Genomic DNA, 20,692 nt, shown 5'->3' on the forward strand with positions numbered 1-20,692 from the left:
CGGCATAATGTGGATGTGACCCAGCCATGATGGCGGGCGTGTGTGCCAAAATGGTGCATTCGGCGTGGGAGGCAATGATGAACCTTGAAAGCAAATGGCTGGAAGACTTCAGCGCCCTGGCGGCGACGCGCAGCTTTTCCCAGGCTGCGGAGCGGCGTTTTGTGACGCAGCCGGCGTTCAGTCGCCGTATTCGCAGCCTTGAAGCCGCGTTGGGCCTGACGCTGGTCAACCGCTCGCGCACGCCCGTGGAGCTGACAGCGGCGGGGCAGTTGTTCCTGGTGACGGCGCGCACCGTGGTCGAACAGCTCGGCGAAGTACTGCGGCATTTGCATCATCTGGAAGGCGGGCAGGGTGAAGTCATGCAGGTGGCGGCCGCACACTCGCTGGCACTGGGGTTCTTTCCACGTTGGATCGCACAGCTGCGCAACGAGGGGCTGAACATCGCCACGCGATTGGTTGCCACTAACGTCGGCGACGCTGTGCACGCCCTGCGCGAAGGCGGTTGCGACCTGATGCTGGCGTTCTACGACCCGGATGCCGCCATGCAGATGGACGCCGAGATATTCCCATCGCTGCACCTGGGCAACACCGAAATGCTCCCGGTGTGCGCCGCCGATGCCGATGGCAAGCCGCTGTTCGACCTGGAAAGCGAGGGCAGTGTGCCGTTGCTGGCCTACAGTGCCGGGGCGTTCCTCGGCCGCTCGGTGAATTTGCTGCTGCGCCAGCGGGCCCTGCGGTTCACCACCATTTACGAAACCGCCATGGCTGACAGCCTCAAGAGCATGGCTCTTGAAGGCTTGGGCATCGCCTGGGTGCCTCAACTGAGCGTGCGTGCCGAACTGGCTCGCGGCGAACTGGTGGTGTGCGGCGGGCCGCAATGGCACGTGCCCCTGGAGATTCGCTTGTATCGCTGTGCGTTGGTGCGCAAGGCGAATGTGCGGTTGCTGTGGCGCAAACTGGAAGGAGGCGCGGCGCAAAGTACCTGAGCCTGACACAGATCCAATGTGGGAGGGGGCTTGCTCCCGATAGCGGTGTGTCAGGCGCTGATTAGGCCGCTGAAACACCGCTATCGGGAGCAAGCCCCCTCCCACAAGGTTTTGCGGTGTAGGGGACTGACTCAAGAGTCAATAAAACCGCCGGTTTGAGCGGCTAGACAGATGGTCATTCCAGGGGCTGTTTATCTGGATTATTACGGTATACTGCGCGGCCTTCGGCCGGTCCAACCGGCCGCGTTTCGAGGTCAGAACTCGCCGAGCGAAGATCAGGCAAGGCAAAAACAAGCGAGGAAGCGGAGTTGGCTTTAGCCAATGAGCATTCCGAGTTTGTTTTTAACGCAGCCTGACTGAGCGCAGGCAGTTCTGGCCCGAAACTAATTCGTACAACAAGCCACGCCGGTCTCCCGCGTGGCTTGTTGTTTTTTGACGCGCCTGCGGGCGCCCAGAGAGAAGAGGCACGACGATGAGTGCATTGGTTGGCGTGATCATGGGCTCCAAGTCCGATTGGTCCACCCTTAGCCACACCGCCGATATGCTGGAAAAACTCGGCATTCCGTATGAAGTGAAGGTGGTCTCCGCCCACCGCACCCCGGATTTGCTGTTCCAGTATGCCGATGAAGCAGAATCCCGTGGCATCGAGGTGATCATCGCCGGTGCCGGCGGCGCGGCGCACTTGCCAGGTATGTGTGCGGCCAAGACGCACCTGCCGGTGCTTGGCGTGCCGGTGCAGTCGTCGATGCTCTCGGGCGTGGATTCGCTGTTGTCCATCGTGCAGATGCCGGCCGGTATCCCGGTAGCGACCCTGGCGATCGGCAAGGCCGGCGCGATCAACGCTGCATTGCTGTCGGCCAGCATCCTGGGCGCCAAGCACCCGCAGTTCCACGCGGTGCTGAAAAAATTCCGTGCTGAGCAGACAGACAGTGTGCTGGACAATCCAGACCCACGCATCGCCTGAGGTTGTTGACGATGAAAATCGGTGTAATCGGTGGTGGCCAACTCGGTCGCATGCTGGCCCTGGCGGGCACTCCGCTGGGGATGAACTTCGCTTTCCTGGACCCGGCGCCAGATGCCTGCGCCGCCGCCCTGGGTGAACACCTGCGCGCTGACTACAGCGACCCGGATCACCTGCGCCAACTGGCCGACGAAGTCGATCTGGTGACGTTCGAGTTTGAAAGCGTCCCGGCCGAAACCGTGGCCTTCCTGTCGCAGTTCGTACCGGTGTACCCGAGCGCTGAAGCCTTGCGCATCGCCCGGGACCGCTGGTTCGAGAAGAGTATGTTCAAGGACTTGGGCATCCCCACCCCGGCCTTCGCCGACATCCAGTCCCAGGCAGACCTGGACGCCGCTGTCGCCAGCATCGGCCTGCCGGCCGTGTTGAAAACCCGCACCCTGGGTTACGACGGCAAGGGCCAGAAAGTGCTGCGTACCGCCGCCGATGTGGTTGGCACCTTCGCTGAGCTGGGCAGCGTCGGCTGCCTGCTGGAAGGCTTTGTGCCATTCACCGGTGAAGTATCGCTGATCGCCGTGCGTGCCCGTGATGGTGAGACGCGCTTTTACCCGCTGGTGCACAACACCCACGACAGCGGCATCCTCAAGCTGTCCGTGGCCAGCACCGACCACCCACTGCAGGCCCTGGCCGAAGATTATTCCAGCCGCGTGCTCAAGCAACTGGATTACGTCGGCGTGATGGCGTTCGAGTTCTTTGAAGTCGACGGCGGCCTCAAGGCCAACGAAATCGCCCCGCGTGTTCACAACTCCGGGCACTGGACCACCGAAGGCGCCGAGTGCAGCCAGTTCGAAAACCACCTGCGGGCGGTGGCGGGCTTGCCGTTGGGCTCCACGGCCAAGGTCGGCGAGAGCGCCATGCTCAACTTCATCGGCGTAGTCCCGCCGGTTGAGCGGGTGATTGCCATCGATGACTGCCACCTGCATCACTACGGCAAGGCGTTCAAGGCCGGGCGCAAGGTCGGGCATGCAAACCTGCGCTGCAAGGATCGCGCAACGCTGCAGGCGCAGATCCTCAAGGTCGAAGCGCTGATCGCCGAGTAATAAGCCGGGAGTCGGCGGGAACCATTGGTCACCGTCGTCTCTCTGATTGCAGGATGATAAAGCCTGACTAGGCTTTGTCATGACTCACATTCAATCAGAGGGAAATGCCATGGGTATCATTGGAACCATCTTTATCGGCTTGATCGTTGGCCTGCTGGCGCGTTTCCTCAAGCCGGGTGACGACAGCATGGGCTGGATCATGACCATTCTGCTGGGTATCGCCGGCTCCCTGGCCGCGACCTATGGCGGCCAGGCACTGGGGATCTACCAGGCAGGCCAGGGCGCGGGCTTCATCGGCGCGCTGGTAGGTGCCATCGTGTTGCTGGTGATCTACGGCCTGATCAAAAAGAAGTAATCAGCCGACAAAGTCCTCTGCGCTGCGCAGGCGCAGAGGGCTAGAATGCTCGGCACTTGTATTTGCCGAGCCTCTCCATGCGCCGTCTATTCTTCACTCTCCTCCTGCTGGGCTCTGGCCTGGCGCACGCTGGCGAACTGCCGGAAACCGACTGGCTCGACCTGATGCCGCTTTCGGACCAGAAAGCCCTCGAAGCCATGCCCGAGATCGACCATAACTCCCCCGAAGCCCAAGGCACGTTCACTGAAAAAGGTGGCTTGAAGCAGAGCAAAGGCTTGCCCGCGGTGATGTATTCCACCAAGACCGTAGCGGCCATGAACGGCAAGAATATCCGCATTGGTGGGTATCCGGTGCCGTTGGAAACCGATGCCAAAGGCCGCAGCACGCTGTTCTTCCTGGTGCCGTATCCGGGCGCCTGCATCCATGTGCCGCCACCGCCGCCTAACCAACTGGTGCTGGTGCGGTATCCCAAGGGGTTGAAGCTGGATGATATCTACACGCCGCTGTGGGTCACGGGCATGTTGAAGGTGGAGAAGGTCAACAATGACTTGGCCGATGCAGCGTATGCGCTGGAGGCGGGGAAGGTGCGGGTGGTGAAGGAGTCCGATCTCTAACTGGCGCTACCAATCCCTGTGGGAGCTGGCTTGATCTGCGATGCAGGCGACTCGGTGTGTCAGTTGCACTGAGGCGATGCTATCGCAGGCAAGCCAGCTCCCACATTCTGACTGGGTTTACAAAGTGATATTGGTGATACGAACGCCCAAGGTGTGGCTTTTACCGGGGGCCAGGCTTACCACATCATCCAACACATTCGCCGTCTCGATGCACAACATGCCCTGCCAGCCGTCATCGGCCATGTCATCAAGCGCTTTGGCTCGTTCGGTCCACGGGTTCCAGATCACGGTGGACTTCGAGCCTTCGCTGATGAGTTGGACGCGGCGCTGCCAGTCTTTATCGACAATGCTCAACTGCGCCGGTGTATCCAGGTAGATACGATCAGTTTCGCCAGTGAAGTGCAGCAAGCCGGATTGCTGCTTCTCGGTCCACCCATCAGCAGTATCGATATAGGCCAAGCCATCCACCCCCTCGACCTGCACGTTGCGCACGTCGCTCACAGCGAAGTAGGTGTGCAGTGCCTGGCTGAAGGTCACGGTGTCGGTGCCACGGTTGTGGCTGGTGAGGCGGATATGCAGTTGCTCGTCCAGCAGCAGGCTCAGCGTCAAGTCAACCTGATGGGGCCAGCCGGGAAAGCCGTTCGCAGGAGTCGGCAGCACCAGCTCGATACGCAGGGCTTCACCTTCGATTGCCGTCCCGGCCAACTCCCAGAGCGCGGTGCGCACAAAGCCGTGGGCGCCGGCAGGCTGATCGCTTTGGCGCATGGCTTTTACGCTCTGCGGGTTACGGTCGAAAACACCAAACCACGGCCAGCACACCGGCACGCCGGTACGGATGCCTTTGCCCCGCTTGAACACCGCCGCGGGGTTCGGCCATATCAGTGGCTGTTCGCCCTCGCGCTGGTAACTGAAGATATGCGCACCCTGTTGGGCCACCATCAGCTCGGCGCCGTTGTGGCGGATGCGCCAGCAGTCCAGCTCGTCGATTTTCATCGTCTCAACGTGGGGCGTAGGCATAACAAAGCTCTCTCAAGTGGCAGGCAATGGGGCAATTGACCGTTAAAACCCGGCGAGGTTTAACGCGCCCGTGACGGTACCGAACGGGTGCGACCGCTGCCGTCGATGGCGACGAACACAAATACCGCTTCGGTGACCTTGCGCCATTCGCTGGACAGCGGGTCATCGCTCCACACTTCGACCATCATCTGGATCGAGCTGCGGCCAATTTCCAGAGCCTGGGTATAGAAGGAAAGCTGTGCACCCACGGCTACCGGTACCAGGAAGGCCATGCGATCAATGGCGACGGTGGCTACGCGCCCGCCGGCGACCTTGCTGGCCATTGCCGTGCCTGCCAGGTCCATCTGCGCGACCAGCCAGCCGCCGAAGATATCGCCAAAACCATTGGTTTCACGCGGCAGTGCAGTGATTTGCAGGGCGAGATCGCCTTGCGGGATAGGATCTTCTTGTTCGAGTTCGATCATGCCGGGGGTGCCTCTGACCCGTGACTCTTTGACTATGTAATCGGTGAGTAGCCGTCTTGGAAAAACGATTCAGCCCCGAACATACTACGTTCGTCACGTTTTTCGAAAGGCGTCTGAAGGGAAACTCTGCGAAATCGGCTGGCCGGTGCCAACGACGTTTTCGCGCAACTTCCACTGATAGATAGGTGCACGGCTGGGAGTATATCGGTCGATAGCCTGCGCGACGACTCTCCTGGCTCCATTTTGTACATCTACGTGGGCTTCTTTACAGGCGTCAAAAAAATGGCCAAACCAGTCATGCAACTTGAGGGGTTTGACCATTGTTTCTTTTTAACGCTGCCGTTCAGTATCTGAGGGCGTTTTGGGACCTGACAGTAATTCGAGAGGGAATAAGCCGGCTTGGCAAGTGGGGGTTGCTTGCGAATCGATGCTGACGCGGGGCAGGTGTTTGGACTGTGCTTTTCCGGGCAATTTGCTATCGTGCCGGACCTGCCAGGCCATACCAGCGCTGTTGCGGATTCCTGATCTGACTAATAAGAGAAGCCTTGCCATGACCACAGTGCCTTCAAGCATTGCGCCGCCCGCACGACCGCTTAACCGCAACGACTACAAAACCCTGTCGCTGTCTGCCTTGGGCGGGGCGCTGGAGTTCTACGACTTCATCATCTTCGTGTTTTTCGCCACCGTGGTCGGGAAACTGTTCTTCCCCGTCGACATGCCCGAATGGTTGCGCATGATGCAGACCTTCGGCATCTTCGCCGCCGGCTACCTGGCCCGCCCGCTGGGCGGCATCATCATGGCGCACTTTGGTGACCTGCTGGGGCGCAAGAAGATGTTCACCCTGAGCATCTTCATGATGGCCGTGCCGACCCTCATCATGGGCTTGCTGCCGACTTATGCGCAGATCGGCCTATGGGCGCCGGTCCTGTTGCTGCTGATGCGCATCATCCAGGGCGCTGCAATTGGTGGCGAAGTGCCCGGCGCCTGGGTGTTTGTGTCCGAACACGTCCCGCCGCGCCACATCGGCTACGCCTGCGGCACCCTGACCAGCGGCCTCACTGCGGGTATTTTGCTGGGTTCGCTGGTGGCTACCGCCATCAATACGGCCTATACCCCGGAGCAGGTCTCCGATTACGCCTGGCGAATCCCGTTCCTGCTCGGCGGTGTATTCGGCTTGCTGGCGGTGTATCTGCGCCGCTGGCTGCATGAAACGCCGATCTTCGCTGAAATGCAGCAACGCAAGAGCCTGGCCGCTGAGCTGCCGTTGCGCGCAGTGCTGCGTGACCATCGTGGCGCCATTGTGCTGTCGATGCTGCTGACCTGGCTGCTCTCGGCCGGTGTCGTGGTGGTCATTCTCATGACCCCGACCGTGTTGCAAACGGTCTATCACTTCAACCCTACGGTTGCCCTGCAGGCCAACAGCCTGGCCATCGTGACCCTGAGCTTCGGTTGCATTGTCTCGGGTGCCTTGGCTGACCGTTTTGGCGCCGGTCGCGTGCTGGTTACCGGTTGCGCGCTGCTGCTCGCAACGTCCTGGACGCTCTATCACAGCCTCATGGCCCACCCGGACTGGCTGTTCCCGCTGTACGCCCTGACCGGCCTGTTTGTCGGCACCATTGGTGTGGTGCCCTACGTGATGGTCAAGGCCTTCCCGCCGGTGGTGCGTTTCAGCGGGCTGTCGTTCTCCTACAACGTCGCCTATGCCGTGTTTGGTGGGTTGACGCCATTGGTGGTGTCGCTGCTGATGAAGGAGAGCCCGATGGGCCCGGCTTACTATGTAGCCGTCTTGTGTGTGATGGGGATGTTGGTGGGTGGGTATCTGTGGAAACGCGGCCGCTGAAACCAATTTGATCTAATGTGGCGAGGCGTTCATTCAACGTCTCGCTCCTCATCAGCCTTTGCTTCCCGATAGTGGCCTTTCATCTAATTGTCATATTTCAGACATAGAGTGTTCACACGGCCTCCCGATACTTGGCCCCGATCCAATTATCCCTATCTGCTAGGAGCAAGGCATGAAACTGAAACGTTTGATGGCGGCAATGACTTTTGTCGCTGCTGGCGTTGCGACCGCCAACGCGGTGGCCGCTGGTGTTGATCCGGCAATCCCGGCGTACGTCAAGACCACTGGTGTGTCGGGTAACTTGTCCAGCGTCGGCTCCGACACCCTGGCTAACCTGATGACTTTGTGGGCTGAGGGTTACAAAAAGGAATACCCGAACGTCAACATCCAGATTCAAGCTGCCGGCTCCGCCACCGCGCCACCTGCGCTGACTGAAGGCACCTCCAACCTGGGCCCGATGAGCCGCAAGATGAAGGACACCGAACTGGCGGCCTTCGAGCAGAAGTACGGCTACAAGCCAACCGCTATCCCGGTTGCCGTGGACGCCTTGGCGGTGTTCGTGCACAAGGACAACCCGATCCAGCACCTGACCATGGAGCAAGTCGACGCGATCTTCTCCTCGACTCGCCTGTGCGGCGCCAAAGCTGACGTTAAAACCTGGGGCGACCTGGGTGTGACCGGCGACCTGGCCAACAAGCCAGTGCAATTGTTCGGTCGCAACTCGGTATCCGGCACCTACGGCTACTTCAAGGAAGAAGCCCTGTGCAAAGGCGACTACAAGCCTAACGTGAACGAACAACCTGGCTCGGCTTCGGTCGTGCAGTCGATCAGCTCCTCGCTGAACGGCATCGGTTACTCGGGCATCGGCTACAAGACCGCCAGCGTGAAGACCGTGGCCCTGGCCAAGAAAGGCAGCACTGACTTCATCGAAGACAGCGAAGAAAACGCCCTGAACGGCAAATACCCGCTGTCGCGCTTCCTCTACGTGTATGTCAACAAAGCCCCGAACAAGCCTCTGGCCCCGCTGGAAGCCGAGTTCGTGAAACTGGTGCTGTCCAAGCAGGGCCAGGAAGTTGTCGTCAAGGACGGCTACATCCCACTGCCTGCCAAAGTGGCCGCCAAGGCCTTGGCTGAGCTGGGTCTGAAAGAAGGCAACTAAGCCTGCGATACCTGATGTAGACGCATGCTTTTCTGTGGGAGCGGGCTTGCCCGCGATGCTGGCGACGCGGTTTAGCGTTGAAATCGTGTTGATGCCATCGCGGGCAAGCCCGCTCCCACATAAGCAGTCTGCATCCCTAATTTTTAATCCGCTGCCAGCCCTGCTTCGCGGCGGATTTGTTGCGTCACTGCACTGTCATCTTTCTGTCATACAGGATCGCTAGGGTGTGCGCATGAATGATCTGGCCAATTCCACCATGACGACAACTTCTCCCCCCAAGCGCATTGATTTCAATACGCCTGAGCTGCAACGCAAGCGCCGCATTCGCGCGCTCAAGGATCGCCTGACCCGCTGGTATGTGCTGGTCGGTGGCCTCGCCGTCCTTGGCGCCATCACCTTGATCTTCTTCTTCCTCGCCTACGTCGTTGCACCTCTGTTCCAGGGCGCCTCGTTGACCAAGGAAGACGCGCTGACCCCCGCCTGGATGCAGGACGCCGGCAAGCCGTTGATGATCTCCCTTGAAGAACAGAACCAGGTCGCCATGCGGGTTTCCGACAAGGGCCAGGCGCTGTTCTTTGAAGTGGACTCCGGCGCTGAGCTCAAGCGTGTCGACTTGCCGCTTCCGGCCGGTGCCAGCGTTGCTTCTATTGGTGAAGACCAGCCGGGCAGCCCGCTGGTTATCCTTGGTTTGTCCAATGGCCAGTCCCTGGTGTTCCGCCACACCTATAAAGTGTCGTACCCGGACGGCAAGAAGACCATCACCCCGGCGATTGAATACCCTTACGGCGAAACGCCGATCGTGTTGGATGAGGCCGGTCGCCCACTGGAGCATGTCGCCCTCAACGCCACTGACTCCACCTTGGTGGTGGCCGGTTCGGCGGGTTCGTACCTGAACGTGCTGTCGTTGAGCCGCGAGGAAAACATGATGACCGGTGAAGTCACCAGCGAGCAGAAGCGCATCGAGCTGCCGCAGATGACCGAACCGGTGAAAGCCATCTTTGTCGACCCACGCCAGCAATGGCTTTACGTGATCAACGGTCGCGCCCTGGCCGATGTGTTCAGCCTGCGCGACAACAGCCTCAACGGTCGCTACAAACTCCTGGAAGACGGCGCAGCCGAAGTCACCGCCAGCACTCAGTTGGTGGGCGGTATCTCGCTGATCGTCGGCAACTCCAAGGGCGGCCTGGCCCAGTGGTTCATGGCCCGCGACCCGGATGGCGAGCAACGCCTGAAACAGATCCGCACCTTCCAGATGGGCACTGCGCCCATTGTCGAAATCAGTGCTGAAGAGCGCCGCAAAGGCTTCACCGCGCTCGATGCCGCTGGCCAGTTCGGCGTTTTCCACAGCACCGCTCACCGCACCCTGCTGGTCGACCCGGTGGTCGACGGCCAGGGCCTGTTCGGTATGTCGCCACGGGCCAACCGCGTAATCGTCGAGGCCGGCGGCAAGCTGCAACCGCTGTTGCTCGACAACCCGCACCCGGAAGTCTCGTGGAGCGCGTTGTGGAGCAAGGTCTGGTACGAGAACTACGACGAGCCTAAATACGTCTGGCAGTCCACCGCCGCCAACACCGACTTCGAACCCAAGATGAGCCTGGCCCCGCTGACCTTCGGCACGTTGAAGGCTGCGTTCTACGCCATGCTGCTGGCCGCGCCACTGGCGGTTGCGGCGGCGATCTACACCGCGTACTTCATGGCCCCGAGCCTGCGCCGCAAGGTCAAACCGGTGATCGAACTGATGGAAGCCATGCCGACCGTGATCCTCGGCTTCTTCGCCGGCCTGTTCCTGGCGCCGTACGTGGAAGGGCACTTGCCGGGCATTTTCAGCCTGCTGATGCTATTGCCGATCGGCATCCTGGTCGCCGGTTTTGTCTTCAGTCGCTTGCCCGAGTCGATTCGCCTGCGGGTGCCAGACGGCTGGGAAAGCGCGATCCTGATCCCGGTGATCCTGCTGGTGGGCTGGCTCTCGCTGTACATGAGCCCGTACCTGGAAACCTGGTTCTTTGGCGGCGACATGCGCATGTGGATCTCCCATGACCTGGGGATCACCTACGACCAGCGCAACGCCCTGGTGGTTGGCCTGGCCATGGGTTTTGCGGTGATCCCGAACATCTACTCGATCGCCGAAGACGCCGTGTTCAGTGTGCCACGCGGCCTGACCCTGGGCTCCCTGGCCCTGGGCGCCACGCCGTGGCAGACCATGACCCGCGTGGTCATCCTCACCGCCAGCCCGGGCATCTTCTCTGCACTGATGATCGGCATGGGCCGTGCTGTGGGCGAGACCATGATCGTGCTGATGGCCACCGGTAACACCCCGGTGATGGAGATGAACCTGTTCGAGGGCTTGCGCACTCTGGCGGCCAACGTCGCGGTGGAAATGCCCGAGTCGGAAGTCGGTGGCAGTCACTACCGCGTGCTGTTCCTCTCGGCACTGGTACTGCTGCTGTTCACGTTCATCATGAACACCCTCGCCGAACTGATTCGTCAGCGTCTGCGCAAGAAATACTCGTCGCTTTAAGAAAGGTAGAAGTCTGTGAAACAGAACTCCCTGAATGGATGGTTCAAGAGCGGCGCCCCAGGCGTCTGGATCAGCGGTGGCGCGGTGTCCATCGCGGTCATCATGACCATTGGTTTGCTGGCTGTGATTGCGGTGCGGGGCCTGGGCCATTTCTGGCCGGCCGACCTGATCCAGGCCAACTACAACGTGCCGGGCCAGGCCAACCATATCGTCATCGGCGAAGTGGTGCAGAAAGAAGAAGTGCCGCGTGAGCGCCTGAAAAGCGCGGGCCTGCCGGTGCCGGACCAAGGCCCGGAATTCATGACCCGTGAGCTGATCAAGGTCGGCAACCGCGACCTGAACGGCAACGACTTCACCTGGATCGTCGGCGAATGGTTGAAGGACCAGACCAAGCCGGCCAACCTGATGGCCATTGAGCGTCGTGAGTGGGGCAACTTCTACGGCACCCTGGTCAACGTCAAGCAGGACGGCAAGGTCATCGCTGAAGGCGAGGCCGCATGGCCAGAGCTGCAAGCTCGCGTGGACCGTGTCAACAAGCTCGCCGCCCAGCTCAAGACCCTGGAAAAAACCGATATCGGTGCGATCAACGCCGGCCTGGAACGCATCCGCCTGCACGGGCGCAAACTGGAACTGGAAGGCAAGCTCGACGCCGCCGCCCAGGCCGATATGGACGCCGACCGCGCCGAACTCAACGCCCGCTATCAAGATATCGAAGCGCGCCTGGCCGACCTGCACGCCCAGTTCAACCGCGACGCCCTGACCGCCCGCGACGGCAACGGCAAGGAAGTGGAGATCGGCATCGGCAAGGTGGTGCACGCCTACCAGCCTAACGCCATGGGCACCCTGACCAAGATCGGCTTCTACTTCAGCAAGGTCTGGGAGTTTCTCAGCGATGACCCACGGGAAGCCAACACCGAAGGCGGGATTTTCCCGGCCATCTTCGGCACCGTGATGATGACCCTGATCATGGCGATGATCGTGACCCCGTTTGGCGTGCTGGCGGCCGTGTACCTGCGTGAGTACGCCAAGCAGAACACTCTGACGCGGATCATCCGTATCGCCGTGAACAACCTGGCGGGCGTACCGGCCATTGTCTACGGCGTATTCGGCCTGGGCTTCTTCGTCTATGTATTGGGTGGTTCGGTTGACCGCCTGTTCTTCGCCGAAGCCCTGCCGGCGCCGACCTTCGGTACTCCGGGCCTGCTCTGGGCCTCGCTGACCCTGGCGCTGCTGGCGGTGCCGGTGGTGATCGTGGCCACCGAAGAAGGCCTCGCGAGGATTCCTCGCACGGTGCGTGAAGGCTCCCTGGCACTGGGCGCGACCAAGGCGGAAACGCTGTGGAAGATCGTGCTGCCGATGGCCAGCCCGGCCATGATGACCGGCATGATCCTCGCCGTGGCCCGCGCCGCCGGCGAAGTGGCGCCGCTGATGCTGGTGGGCGTAGTGAAGCTGGCGCCGTCGCTGCCGCTAGACGGCAACTATCCGTACCTGCACCTGGACCAGAAGATCATGCACCTGGGCTTCCATATCTATGACGTCGGCTTCCAGAGCCCCAACGTCGAAGCCGCACGGCCGCTGGTGTACGCCACCGCGTTGCTGCTGGTGCTGGTGATCGCCACGCTCAACCTGTCGGCGGTGTGGATCCGTAACCACCTGCGCGAAAAATACAAGGCGCTGGACAGCTAACACGGCCCCCTGTGGGAGCTGGCTTGCCTGCGATGCAGACGACGCGGTGTATCAGTAAGACCGCAGTGATGCCATCGCAGGCAAGCCAGCTCCCACAGACACAGAATTTGAGTAAGCCGCCCCGGCGGTTCAACGAAACGAATTGGTAGCACAGGGAGCATCCCATGCAACACGAAAACCAACCTCACGGCATCAACATGTCTGCCCTGGGTCGCGACAAACAGAGCCTGAGCCTGGCCCAGGAAACCGTGGCCATCGAAGTCCCGGGCCTGAGCCTGTACTACGGCGAAAAACAAGCGCTGTTCGACGTCAGCATGAACATCCCCAAGCAGCGCGTGACCGCCTTTATCGGCCCGTCCGGCTGCGGCAAGTCGACATTACTGCGCACGTTCAACCGTATGAATGACCTGGTGGACGGTTGCCGTGTGGAAGGTGCGATCAATCTCTACGGCACCAATATTTACCGCAAGGGTGAAGACGTGGCCGAGTTGCGACGCCGGGTGGGGATGGTGTTCCAGAAGCCCAACCCGTTCCCCAAGACCATTTATGAAAACGTGGTCTATGGCCTGCGCATCCAGGGCATCAACAAGAAGCGCGTCCTCGACGAAGCGGTTGAATGGGCTCTCAAGGGCGCCGCGTTGTGGGACGAGGTCAAGGACCGTCTGCACGAGTCGGCACTTGGCTTGTCCGGCGGCCAGCAGCAGCGTCTGGTGATCGCCCGTACCATCGCCGTAGAGCCGGAAGTGCTGCTGCTCGACGAACCGTGCTCGGCGCTCGACCCGATCTCGACCTTGAAAGTCGAAGAGCTGATCTACGAGCTCAAGTCCAAGTTCACCATCGTTATCGTGACCCACAACATGCAACAGGCGGCGCGGGTTTCGGACTACACCGCGTTCATGTACATGGGCAAGCTGGTGGAGTTCGGCGATACCGATACCCTGTTCACCAATCCGGCGAAGAAGCAGACCGAAGACTACATCACCGGTCGCTACGGCTAGGAAGCTGTGGTTCTGATTGCACTGACGCTGCGGTTCTCCGCACCTTACCGGACGCTCCAAGGACGCCAACATGATTAGCAAAGAAGGCCTTACCCATCACATCTCCGCGCAGTTCAACGCCGAGCTTGAGGAAGTGCGCAGCCACCTCCTGGCGATGGGCGGGCTGGTGGAGAAGCAAGTCAACGATGCCGTCACCGCGCTGATCGAGGCCGACTCGGGCCTGGCCCAGCAGGTGCGCGAGATCGATGACCAGATCAACCAGATGGAACGCAATATCGATGAAGAGTGCCTGCGCATTCTTGCCCGTCGCCAGCCGGCGGCCTCGGACCTGCGTTTGATCATCAGCATCTCCAAGTCGGTGATTGACCTGGAGCGCATTGGCGACGAAGCCACCAAGATCGCCCGCCGTGCCATCCAACTGTGCGAAGAAGGTGAAGCGCCACGCGGTTACGTGGAAGTGCGACATATCGGCGACCAGGTGCGCAACATGGTGCGCGATGCCCTCGACGCGTTTGCGCGTTTCGATGCAGACCTGGCGTTGTCGGTGGCTCAGTACGACAAGGTCATCGACCGCGAGTACAAGACCGCCTTGCGTGAGCTGGCCACCTACATGATGGAAGATCCACGCTCTATCTCGCGGGTCTTGAGCATTATCTGGGTGCTGCGCTCCCTGGAGCGGATCGGCGATCACGCGCGTAATATCTCGGAACTGGTGATCTACCTGGTGCGCGGCACCGACGTTCGGCACATGGGCCTCAAGCGCATGAAGGCCGAAGTTGAAGGCTCCGCCGATCAAACGCCTAATGTTCCAGGCGAACCTGACGATAAGTAAGGTTGCCCGTGAAATTAACGCCCGGCCATTGGCCGGGCGTTTTCGTTTGTGGCAGCTGAATTTTTTGCGCGGGCGGCGAATAAAGTCCGAACGTGACTGCAAGGTTTTGGCAAAATGCCATCAGTCAGGCGTACTGCCAGCCGAGGTTTTTATAGGATGAAGGGTCGATGAGCAAAGTCAGTGTATTGGTGGTGGATGACGCCTCGTTTATTCGCGACCTGGTGAAGAAGTGCCTGCGCAATTACTTCCCCGGAATCAAGATCGAAGATGCGGTGAACGGCAAAAAGGCGCAATCCATCCTGATGCGCGAAACCTTCGACCTGGTGCTGTGTGACTGGGAAATGCCTGAGATGTCCGGTCTTGAGCTCTTGACCTGGTGCCGCGAGCAAGCGCATCTGAAGGCCATGCCGTTCGTGATGGTGACCAGCCGTGGCGATAAGGAAAACGTGGTTCAGGCGATCCAGGCCGGCGTTTCCGGCTATGTCAGCAAACCGTTCACCAACGAGCAACTGCTCAACAAGGTCAAGCAGGCCCTGCACAAGATCGGCCGCCTCGACGCACTGATCGCCAGCGCGCCGACCAAGATGAACTCGGCCTTCGGCAACGACTCCCTGAGCGCCCTGACCGGCGGCAGACCCGAAGCGGTCAAGCCGGCCCCGGTGGCGGCACCCAGTAAAGGTCTGCTCAACACCCCACCCGTGAAGGCCCCAGCAGCGGCGCCGGCTGGCAGTCGCGGTCAGGGCCAGTTGCGCCTCGCAAGCGGCACTCAGCAATGCGTGATCAAGGCCCTGAGCATCAAGGAAGCGTTGCTGGTGGTAAAGCGCGGCGACGTCCTGCCTCAGGTACTGGAAAGCGCCGTGCTCGACCTTGAGCAGGGCGACAACGCCGAAGTCGCACGCCTCAACGGCTACCTGCATGCCATCGTCGCCTACGAGCCCAAGCCCGACAGCGACTGGTTGCAACTGACCTTCCGTTTTATCGACCAGGACGCGCAGAAGCTGGACTACATCTCACGCCTGATTGCCCGCGGCACGGCGCAGAAGCATTTTGTGCCGGGTGCCTGATGGCCTGAATCAAGCAACCGACCGGTTGTCTGATTCCTGCTAGATGGCTTGATTTATATCTGTTCCGATATAGGCTCTCGATAACGCTTCAGTGTTGTCGAGCCTTTGCTATGCCTTGAAACAAAGCTGCACCGCCTTTGGTTGAGTCGTCGATTACGCTTTTTCTTTCCAGGAAAGGAGAAGTCAATGCCAAGGCACAAGGATGTGGTGTTTCTAGGAAGCTCGCTCAAGGATCTCAAGGATTTTCCTCTCGACGCCCGAAGGGCAGCCGGTTTTCAGTTGGATCTGTTGCAACAGGGTGAGCAGCCCTTCGATTGCAAGCCGATGAAAACGATCGGAAGGGGCGTCAATGAGATTCGGATCACTGAAGAGTCGGGAGCGTTTCGAGTGTTCTACGTGGTCAATCGGCCTGAAGCTGTCTATGTGCTGCACGCGTTGCGCAAGACCACACGGAAAACCGAAGGGCGGGATATCGAATTGGCGCGTGCCAGATTGCAGGAATTAGGTTAAGCCCATGACAAATCAAAAGTTACATACCGAACGTTTCAACTCTGTGTGGGATGCTCTGGAGGACACGCCAGCGCAAGCCGCCAATATGCGCCTACGCTCAAAGCTGCTGTTGGAGTTGTGCAACACCATTCGTAGCTGGGAGCTGTCCCAGAAGGATGCGGCGCTAAGGCTGGGTATCAGCCAGCCTCGCCTGAACGACGTACTTAACGGCAAGATCGACAAGTGTTCTCTTGATGCGTTAGTCAATCTGTCGGCCGCGGCGCAGATGAATGTGGATATCTGTTTCAACGCGCTGCCTGCGTGACGATCGTTTAGGTCGTCACGACGCTTGGGATATTGCCCAATTTTGCATTGGGCAATCGAAGGTCAGTCCAGCAGCAAGACCTTGGCCAGTACTATCTTGGGCCCTTTCATCTTCTTGATGATGATCCGCAAGCCTTCCACTTCCAGCACTTCCTCTTCTTCCGGCACGCGCTTGAGGGTGTCGTAGATCAGGCCGGCCAGGGTTTCGGCTTCGATGTGGTCCAGGTCGACGCCCAGCAGGCGTTCGACTTTGAACAACGGCGTGTCGCCACGTACCAGCAATTTGCCGGGCTGGTAGGCGAGGATGCCGCGCTCGGCCTTGCGGTGTTCATCCTGGATATCGCCCACCAGTACTTCCAGCACGTCTTCCATGGTCAGGTAGCCGATGATCTTGCCGTCGGCTTCCTCCACCAGGGCGAAGTGCGCGCCGCCTTTGCGGAACTGCTCCAGCAGTTGCGACAACGGCATGTGCCGCGAGACGCGTTCCAGCGGGCGGGTCAGTTCGGCCAGGTTGAAGGATTCGGGAATATGGTCCAGGGCGGCCAGTTCCAGCAGCAGATCCTTGATGTGCAACAGGCCCACGAACTCATTGCGCACCGCGTCATACACCGGGTACCGGCTGAATTTGTGGCGACGGAACAGCGCAAGAATCTCTTTGAGCGGGGCGTTGAAGTCCAGGGTCACCAGGTCTTCCCGGGAGTTGGCCCAGTCCACCACTTCCAGTTCGCCCATTTCCACCGCAGAGGCCAGTACGCGCATACCTTGGTCGCTCGGGTCCTGGCCACGGCTGGAGTGCAGGATCAGTTTGAGCTCTTCGCGGCTGTAATGGTGCTCATGGTGGGGGCCAGGCTCGCCTTGGCCGGCGATGCGCAGGATGGCGTTGGCGCTGGCGTTGAGCAGGTAGATGGCCGGGTACATCGCCCAGTAGAACAGGTACAGCGGCACTGCCGTCCATAGCGACAGCAGCTCGGGCTTGCGAATCGCCCAGGACTTGGGCGCCAGCTCACCGACCACGATGTGCAGGTAGGAAATCACGAAGAAGGCGGCAAAGAACGACACGCCCTTGATCACTTCCGGCGACTGCACGCCGATTGCGCCCAGCATTGGCTCGAGGATGTGCGCAAAGGCCGGTTCACCGACCCAGCCCAGGCCCAGGGACGCCAGGGTGATACCCAGCTGACAGGCCGACAGGTAGGCGTCGAGCTGGCTGTGTACGGTACGCAGGATCTGCCCGCGCCAGCCGTTTTTGTGGGCGATGGCCTCGACCCGCGTGGCGCGCAGTTTGACCATGGCAAATTCCGCCGCAACAAAGAAACCGTTGAGCAGTACCAGGATCAGTGCAAAAAGAATCATGCCGAAATCGGCGAAGAGTGTAGCGAGGGTAATGCCAGGGGAAGGGTCCATGATGGGGTTTTGCAGGTTCCGTGTGTTCAATAAGGGATGACAGGTGAGCCTGAAAGGCAGGCGCAAGTCGGCCAATGTAGCGGCTGACGGGGCGCTTGCCTAGTGCCCGCTGCCGGGCGGGGCAAGGAACCTGTTCTCCAAAAGCATACAAATCCAATGTGGGAGGGGGCTTGCCCCCTCCCACATTTAGATTTGTGCTGTATTTGAGTTATTCATCATTGTCGATCACTGGCGAACGCGTTACCTGCGTTGTCGGAAAATGGCAGGTAAACGTACTGCCATGCCCCAGCACGCTGCTGATTTCCAGGCGCGCCCGATGGCGCAACAACACATGCTTGACGATCGCCAGGCCGAGCCCCGTGCCGCCGGTGTTGGAGTTGCGGCTGGAGTCAACGCGGTAGAAACGTTCGGTGAGGCGCGGCAGATGCTTGGCGTCGATGCCGATACCCGAGTCCTGCACGCTCAGGTGCGCGCCCTGTTCGTCGGCCCACCAGCGAATACGGATATTGCCCTTGTCCTGGGTGTACTTCACCGCGTTGAACACCAAATTGGAGAACGCGCTGCGTAACTCGCCCTCACTGCCCTTGAGCAGCACCGTCGGGTCGGCTTCCAGGGTGATCTGCTGGCCGCGTTCGCCGGAGAGCGCCTGGGCGTCATTCTTGATGGTGTGCAGCAGGCTTTGCACTGCCACCGGGTGGTTATCCGAAGGGTAATCGGTGGCTTCAAGCTTGGCCAAAAGCAGCAAGTCGTTGAGCAGGGTCTGCATCCGCGAGCCTTGCTGCTGCATCTGCTGCAGGGCGCGGCTCCAGCGCGGGTTGATCTCGTCGACGTTGTCCAGCAGCGTCTCCAGGTAGCCGCAGATCACCGTCAGCGGTGTGCGAAGCTCGTGGGAGACGTTGGCGACGAAGTCCTTGCGCATCTGTTCAAGCTGATGGATGCGGGTCACATCACGCACCAGCATCAAGTGCTCATTGTTGCCATAGCGCGTCAGGTACAGCTGGATGCGTACGCGGTCGTTGGTGGGCGACGGGATTTCCAGGGCTTCTTCGTAGTTGTCCTGCTCGAAGTATTCCTTGAAGCGCGGGTGGCGCACCAGGTTGGTCACCGGCTGGCCGCTGTCTTGTGGCGTCTTGAGACCCAGCAGGGTTTCGGCGGCGCGGTTCCACCATTCCAGGTTGCCGTCGCTGTCGAGCATGATCACGGCGTCCTTGAGCGCCGCGGTGGATTCCTGCACCCGGTCGATCACCGCTTGCAGGCGCCCGCGTACCCGTTGGTCGCGGCGTTGCAGGTGGTAGATGCTGTCGAACACCTCACCCCACAGGCCATAGCCATCGGGCGGCGCCTCGTCGGGTTTGTGCTGGCGCAGCCATTCATGCAGGCGCAGCAATTGTTTGAGGGTCCAGCCCAGGTACAACGCGATGCCGGCGGCCAGGCTCCATCCGTAATAGCCACTGATCAGCCCGACCAGCAGGCAAGCAGTGATCAACAGAAGCATGTGGCGGATCAGGGTGCCATGCCAGTTCTGGTTCACTTAAACATGCGTCCTTGTCAGCTGTTAAGGGAGGAAGGGGCTGGCTCAGCTTTTGGTGGAAAACCGATAGCCGGTGCCGCGCACGGTTTGTACCAGATTCTCGTACGCGTCGCCCAAGGCTTTGCGCAAGCGGCGGATATGCACGTCCACGGTGCGCTCCTCCACATACACATTGCCGCCCCACACCTGGTCCAGCAATTGGCCGCGGGTGTAGGCGCGCTCCTGGTGGGTCATGAAGAATTGCAGCAATCGGTATTCGGTCGGGCCCATCTCGGCGGGCTTGCCGTCGATGGTCACGCGGTGGCTGATCGGGTCCAGAATCAGGCCGTCGACTTCGATCGGCGCTTCGCCATCGGTCGGGCCGGCACGGCGCAATACGGCTTTGAGGCGCGCCACCAGCTCCCGAGGGGAAAAAGGTTTGGTGATGTAGTCATCGGCGCCCACTTCCAGGCCCTGGATCTTGTTGTCCTCTTCACCCTTGGCGGTGAGCATGATGATCGGGATATCCCCGGTCAGTTCGTCCCGCTTGAGGCGTCGGGCCAACTCAATGCCGGAGGTGCCGGGCAGCATCCAGTCGAGCAGGATCAGGTCCGGTTTGCGGTCGACGATAATGGCGTGGGCCTGCTGGGAGTTTTCCGCCTCCAGGCAGTCATAGCCGGCCATTTCCAACGCAACGGCGATCATCTCGCGAATGGGCGCTTCGTCGTCAACAATCAGAATGCTCCTGCCAACCATGCTCAAAATCCTCTTGTCATTTAACTGTCTTGCGCCGCATTAGATAACGGAATTATTGCAGTCGTGTGACAGTAATTTAGTCGCTTGGGCAATTCAGGGCACTCTGGACTACCCTTTGGGTCCGAATCCTGACAACCACAAAAGGAAGGTTCCGATGACTTACAGCACGATTTCCTGGAAAGCCCTGCTGCTATCCGCAGCCTTGGCGCTGCCAGGCCTGGCGTTTGCGGCAGAGCCTGCGATGACTAAAGAAGGGATGTTGGTGGATCACAAGGGCATGACGCTCTACACCTTCGACAAGGACGCCGATGGCAAGTCAGTGTGCAAGGACCAGTGCGCGACCAACTGGCCGCCGTTGAAGGCCGAGTCCACCGACACCACGACTGGTGACGGTGATTGGACGGTGATCACCCGCGACGACCAGACAAGCCAGTGGGCCTACAAAGGCAAGCCTGTCTACACCTACAAGGACGACAAGAAAGCCGGTGACAAGACCGGGGATGGCAAGGGTGGCGCCTGGCACATCATCAAGCCTTAAGTCTGCGGTGCTGCTGAATCCATCGGGGGCAAGCCCCCTCCCACACTTGAATGTATTCACACATCAAAATGTGGGAGGGG

General features: G+C 60.2%; 20 protein-coding genes. 15 read left to right on the forward strand and 5 right to left on the reverse strand.

Annotation, left to right across the window (positions count from 1 at the left end):
- The first annotated feature begins 77 nt into the window (after window positions 1-77).
- The 5 genes from E4P00_RS22945 to E4P00_RS22965 all read left to right on the forward strand — a co-directional run bounded on the left by E4P00_RS22945 (window position 78) and on the right by E4P00_RS22965 (window position 4,013).
- The gene (locus tag E4P00_RS22945) at window positions 78-986 is read left to right on the forward strand and encodes a LysR substrate-binding domain-containing protein (protein WP_032881175.1); all 909 of its coding nucleotides are present in this window, start codon (window positions 78-80) and stop codon (window positions 984-986) included.
- A 472-nt stretch (window positions 987-1,458) separates the two neighbouring features.
- On the forward strand, window positions 1,459-1,950 hold the full coding sequence (gene purE / locus E4P00_RS22950; RefSeq protein ID WP_003195648.1) for a 5-(carboxyamino)imidazole ribonucleotide mutase: 492 nt from the start codon (window positions 1,459-1,461) through the stop codon (window positions 1,948-1,950).
- An 11-nt stretch (window positions 1,951-1,961) separates the two neighbouring features.
- Window positions 1,962-3,044: a 5-(carboxyamino)imidazole ribonucleotide synthase gene (locus tag E4P00_RS22955; RefSeq protein WP_032878674.1), complete on the forward strand. Its 1,083-nt coding sequence runs from the start codon at window positions 1,962-1,964 to the stop codon at window positions 3,042-3,044.
- 109 nt (window positions 3,045-3,153) lie between these two features.
- Entirely contained in the window at window positions 3,154-3,399 is a 246-nt protein-coding gene (locus E4P00_RS22960; RefSeq protein WP_005792540.1) for a GlsB/YeaQ/YmgE family stress response membrane protein, read from the forward strand.
- Window positions 3,400-3,476: 77 nt separating this feature from the next.
- Window positions 3,477-4,013 carry a DUF3299 domain-containing protein gene (locus E4P00_RS22965; RefSeq protein WP_103734131.1) on the forward strand — a complete coding sequence of 179 codons (537 nt, stop codon included), beginning with the start codon at window positions 3,477-3,479 and terminating at the stop codon, window positions 4,011-4,013.
- A 117-nt stretch (window positions 4,014-4,130) separates the two neighbouring features.
- On the opposite strand, the gene E4P00_RS22970 is transcribed toward E4P00_RS22965, so the two are convergent.
- Both E4P00_RS22970 and E4P00_RS22975 read right to left on the reverse strand, forming a co-directional pair.
- Complete coding sequence (locus E4P00_RS22970) at window positions 4,131-5,030, reverse strand: D-hexose-6-phosphate mutarotase (RefSeq protein WP_103734132.1); 900 nt, start codon at window positions 5,028-5,030, stop codon at window positions 4,131-4,133.
- A gap of 59 nt (window positions 5,031-5,089) precedes the next feature.
- On the reverse strand, window positions 5,090-5,494 hold the full coding sequence (locus E4P00_RS22975; protein WP_003176975.1) for an acyl-CoA thioesterase: 405 nt from the start codon (window positions 5,492-5,494) through the stop codon (window positions 5,090-5,092).
- A 559-nt stretch (window positions 5,495-6,053) separates the two neighbouring features.
- Here E4P00_RS22975 and E4P00_RS22980 point away from each other — a divergent pair.
- From E4P00_RS22980 to E4P00_RS23020, 9 genes are all read left to right on the forward strand, one after another.
- Window positions 6,054-7,334 carry an MFS transporter gene (locus tag E4P00_RS22980; protein WP_179119859.1) on the forward strand — a complete coding sequence of 427 codons (1,281 nt, stop codon included), beginning with the start codon at window positions 6,054-6,056 and terminating at the stop codon, window positions 7,332-7,334.
- Between the two features lie 172 nt (window positions 7,335-7,506).
- On the forward strand, window positions 7,507-8,493 hold the full coding sequence (locus E4P00_RS22985) for a phosphate ABC transporter substrate-binding protein PstS (protein WP_005792536.1): 987 nt from the start codon (window positions 7,507-7,509) through the stop codon (window positions 8,491-8,493).
- 484 nt (window positions 8,494-8,977) lie between these two features.
- Window positions 8,978-11,011: an ABC transporter permease subunit gene (locus E4P00_RS22990; protein ID WP_223017822.1), complete on the forward strand. Its 2,034-nt coding sequence runs from the start codon at window positions 8,978-8,980 to the stop codon at window positions 11,009-11,011.
- Between the two features lie 15 nt (window positions 11,012-11,026).
- Complete coding sequence (pstA, locus tag E4P00_RS22995) at window positions 11,027-12,697, forward strand: phosphate ABC transporter permease PstA (RefSeq protein ID WP_032878679.1); 1,671 nt, start codon at window positions 11,027-11,029, stop codon at window positions 12,695-12,697.
- Between the two features lie 164 nt (window positions 12,698-12,861).
- On the forward strand, window positions 12,862-13,695 hold the full coding sequence (gene pstB / locus E4P00_RS23000) for a phosphate ABC transporter ATP-binding protein PstB (RefSeq protein ID WP_005792533.1): 834 nt from the start codon (window positions 12,862-12,864) through the stop codon (window positions 13,693-13,695).
- A 70-nt stretch (window positions 13,696-13,765) separates the two neighbouring features.
- Window positions 13,766-14,527, forward strand: coding sequence for a phosphate signaling complex protein PhoU (phoU, locus tag E4P00_RS23005; RefSeq protein WP_017528598.1), 762 nt, complete (start codon window positions 13,766-13,768; stop codon window positions 14,525-14,527).
- Window positions 14,528-14,694: 167 nt separating this feature from the next.
- Window positions 14,695-15,591 (forward strand): response regulator, encoded by an 897-nt coding sequence (locus tag E4P00_RS23010; RefSeq protein ID WP_078822655.1) that lies wholly within the window; start codon window positions 14,695-14,697, stop codon window positions 15,589-15,591.
- A 186-nt stretch (window positions 15,592-15,777) separates the two neighbouring features.
- On the forward strand, window positions 15,778-16,101 hold the full coding sequence (locus E4P00_RS23015) for a type II toxin-antitoxin system RelE/ParE family toxin (protein ID WP_005792530.1): 324 nt from the start codon (window positions 15,778-15,780) through the stop codon (window positions 16,099-16,101).
- Between the two features lie 4 nt (window positions 16,102-16,105).
- The gene (locus E4P00_RS23020; RefSeq protein ID WP_005792529.1) at window positions 16,106-16,405 is read left to right on the forward strand and encodes an XRE family transcriptional regulator; all 300 of its coding nucleotides are present in this window, start codon (window positions 16,106-16,108) and stop codon (window positions 16,403-16,405) included.
- Between the two features lie 62 nt (window positions 16,406-16,467).
- On the opposite strand, the gene E4P00_RS23025 is transcribed toward E4P00_RS23020, so the two are convergent.
- From E4P00_RS23025 to phoB, 3 genes are all read right to left on the reverse strand, one after another.
- Window positions 16,468-17,808, reverse strand: a complete 1,341-nt coding sequence (locus tag E4P00_RS23025) for a hemolysin family protein (RefSeq protein ID WP_005792528.1) — start codon at window positions 17,806-17,808, stop codon at window positions 16,468-16,470.
- 208 nt (window positions 17,809-18,016) lie between these two features.
- A complete protein-coding gene (gene phoR / locus E4P00_RS23030; RefSeq protein WP_236648093.1) occupies window positions 18,017-19,303 on the reverse strand; it encodes a phosphate regulon sensor histidine kinase PhoR in 1,287 nt (428 codons plus the stop codon).
- Between the two features lie 81 nt (window positions 19,304-19,384).
- On the reverse strand, window positions 19,385-20,074 hold the full coding sequence (gene phoB, locus E4P00_RS23035; RefSeq protein WP_005792526.1) for a phosphate regulon transcriptional regulator PhoB: 690 nt from the start codon (window positions 20,072-20,074) through the stop codon (window positions 19,385-19,387).
- Window positions 20,075-20,228: 154 nt separating this feature from the next.
- Between phoB and E4P00_RS23040 the strand changes: the two genes are divergently transcribed.
- Window positions 20,229-20,612, forward strand: a complete 384-nt coding sequence (locus E4P00_RS23040) for a hypothetical protein (RefSeq protein ID WP_078822653.1) — start codon at window positions 20,229-20,231, stop codon at window positions 20,610-20,612.
- The last annotated feature ends 80 nt before the right edge of the window (window positions 20,613-20,692 follow it).

This window comes from Pseudomonas sp. B329 (assembly GCF_023127835.1).
GTDB lineage: Bacteria > Pseudomonadota > Gammaproteobacteria > Pseudomonadales > Pseudomonadaceae > Aquipseudomonas > Aquipseudomonas synxantha_A.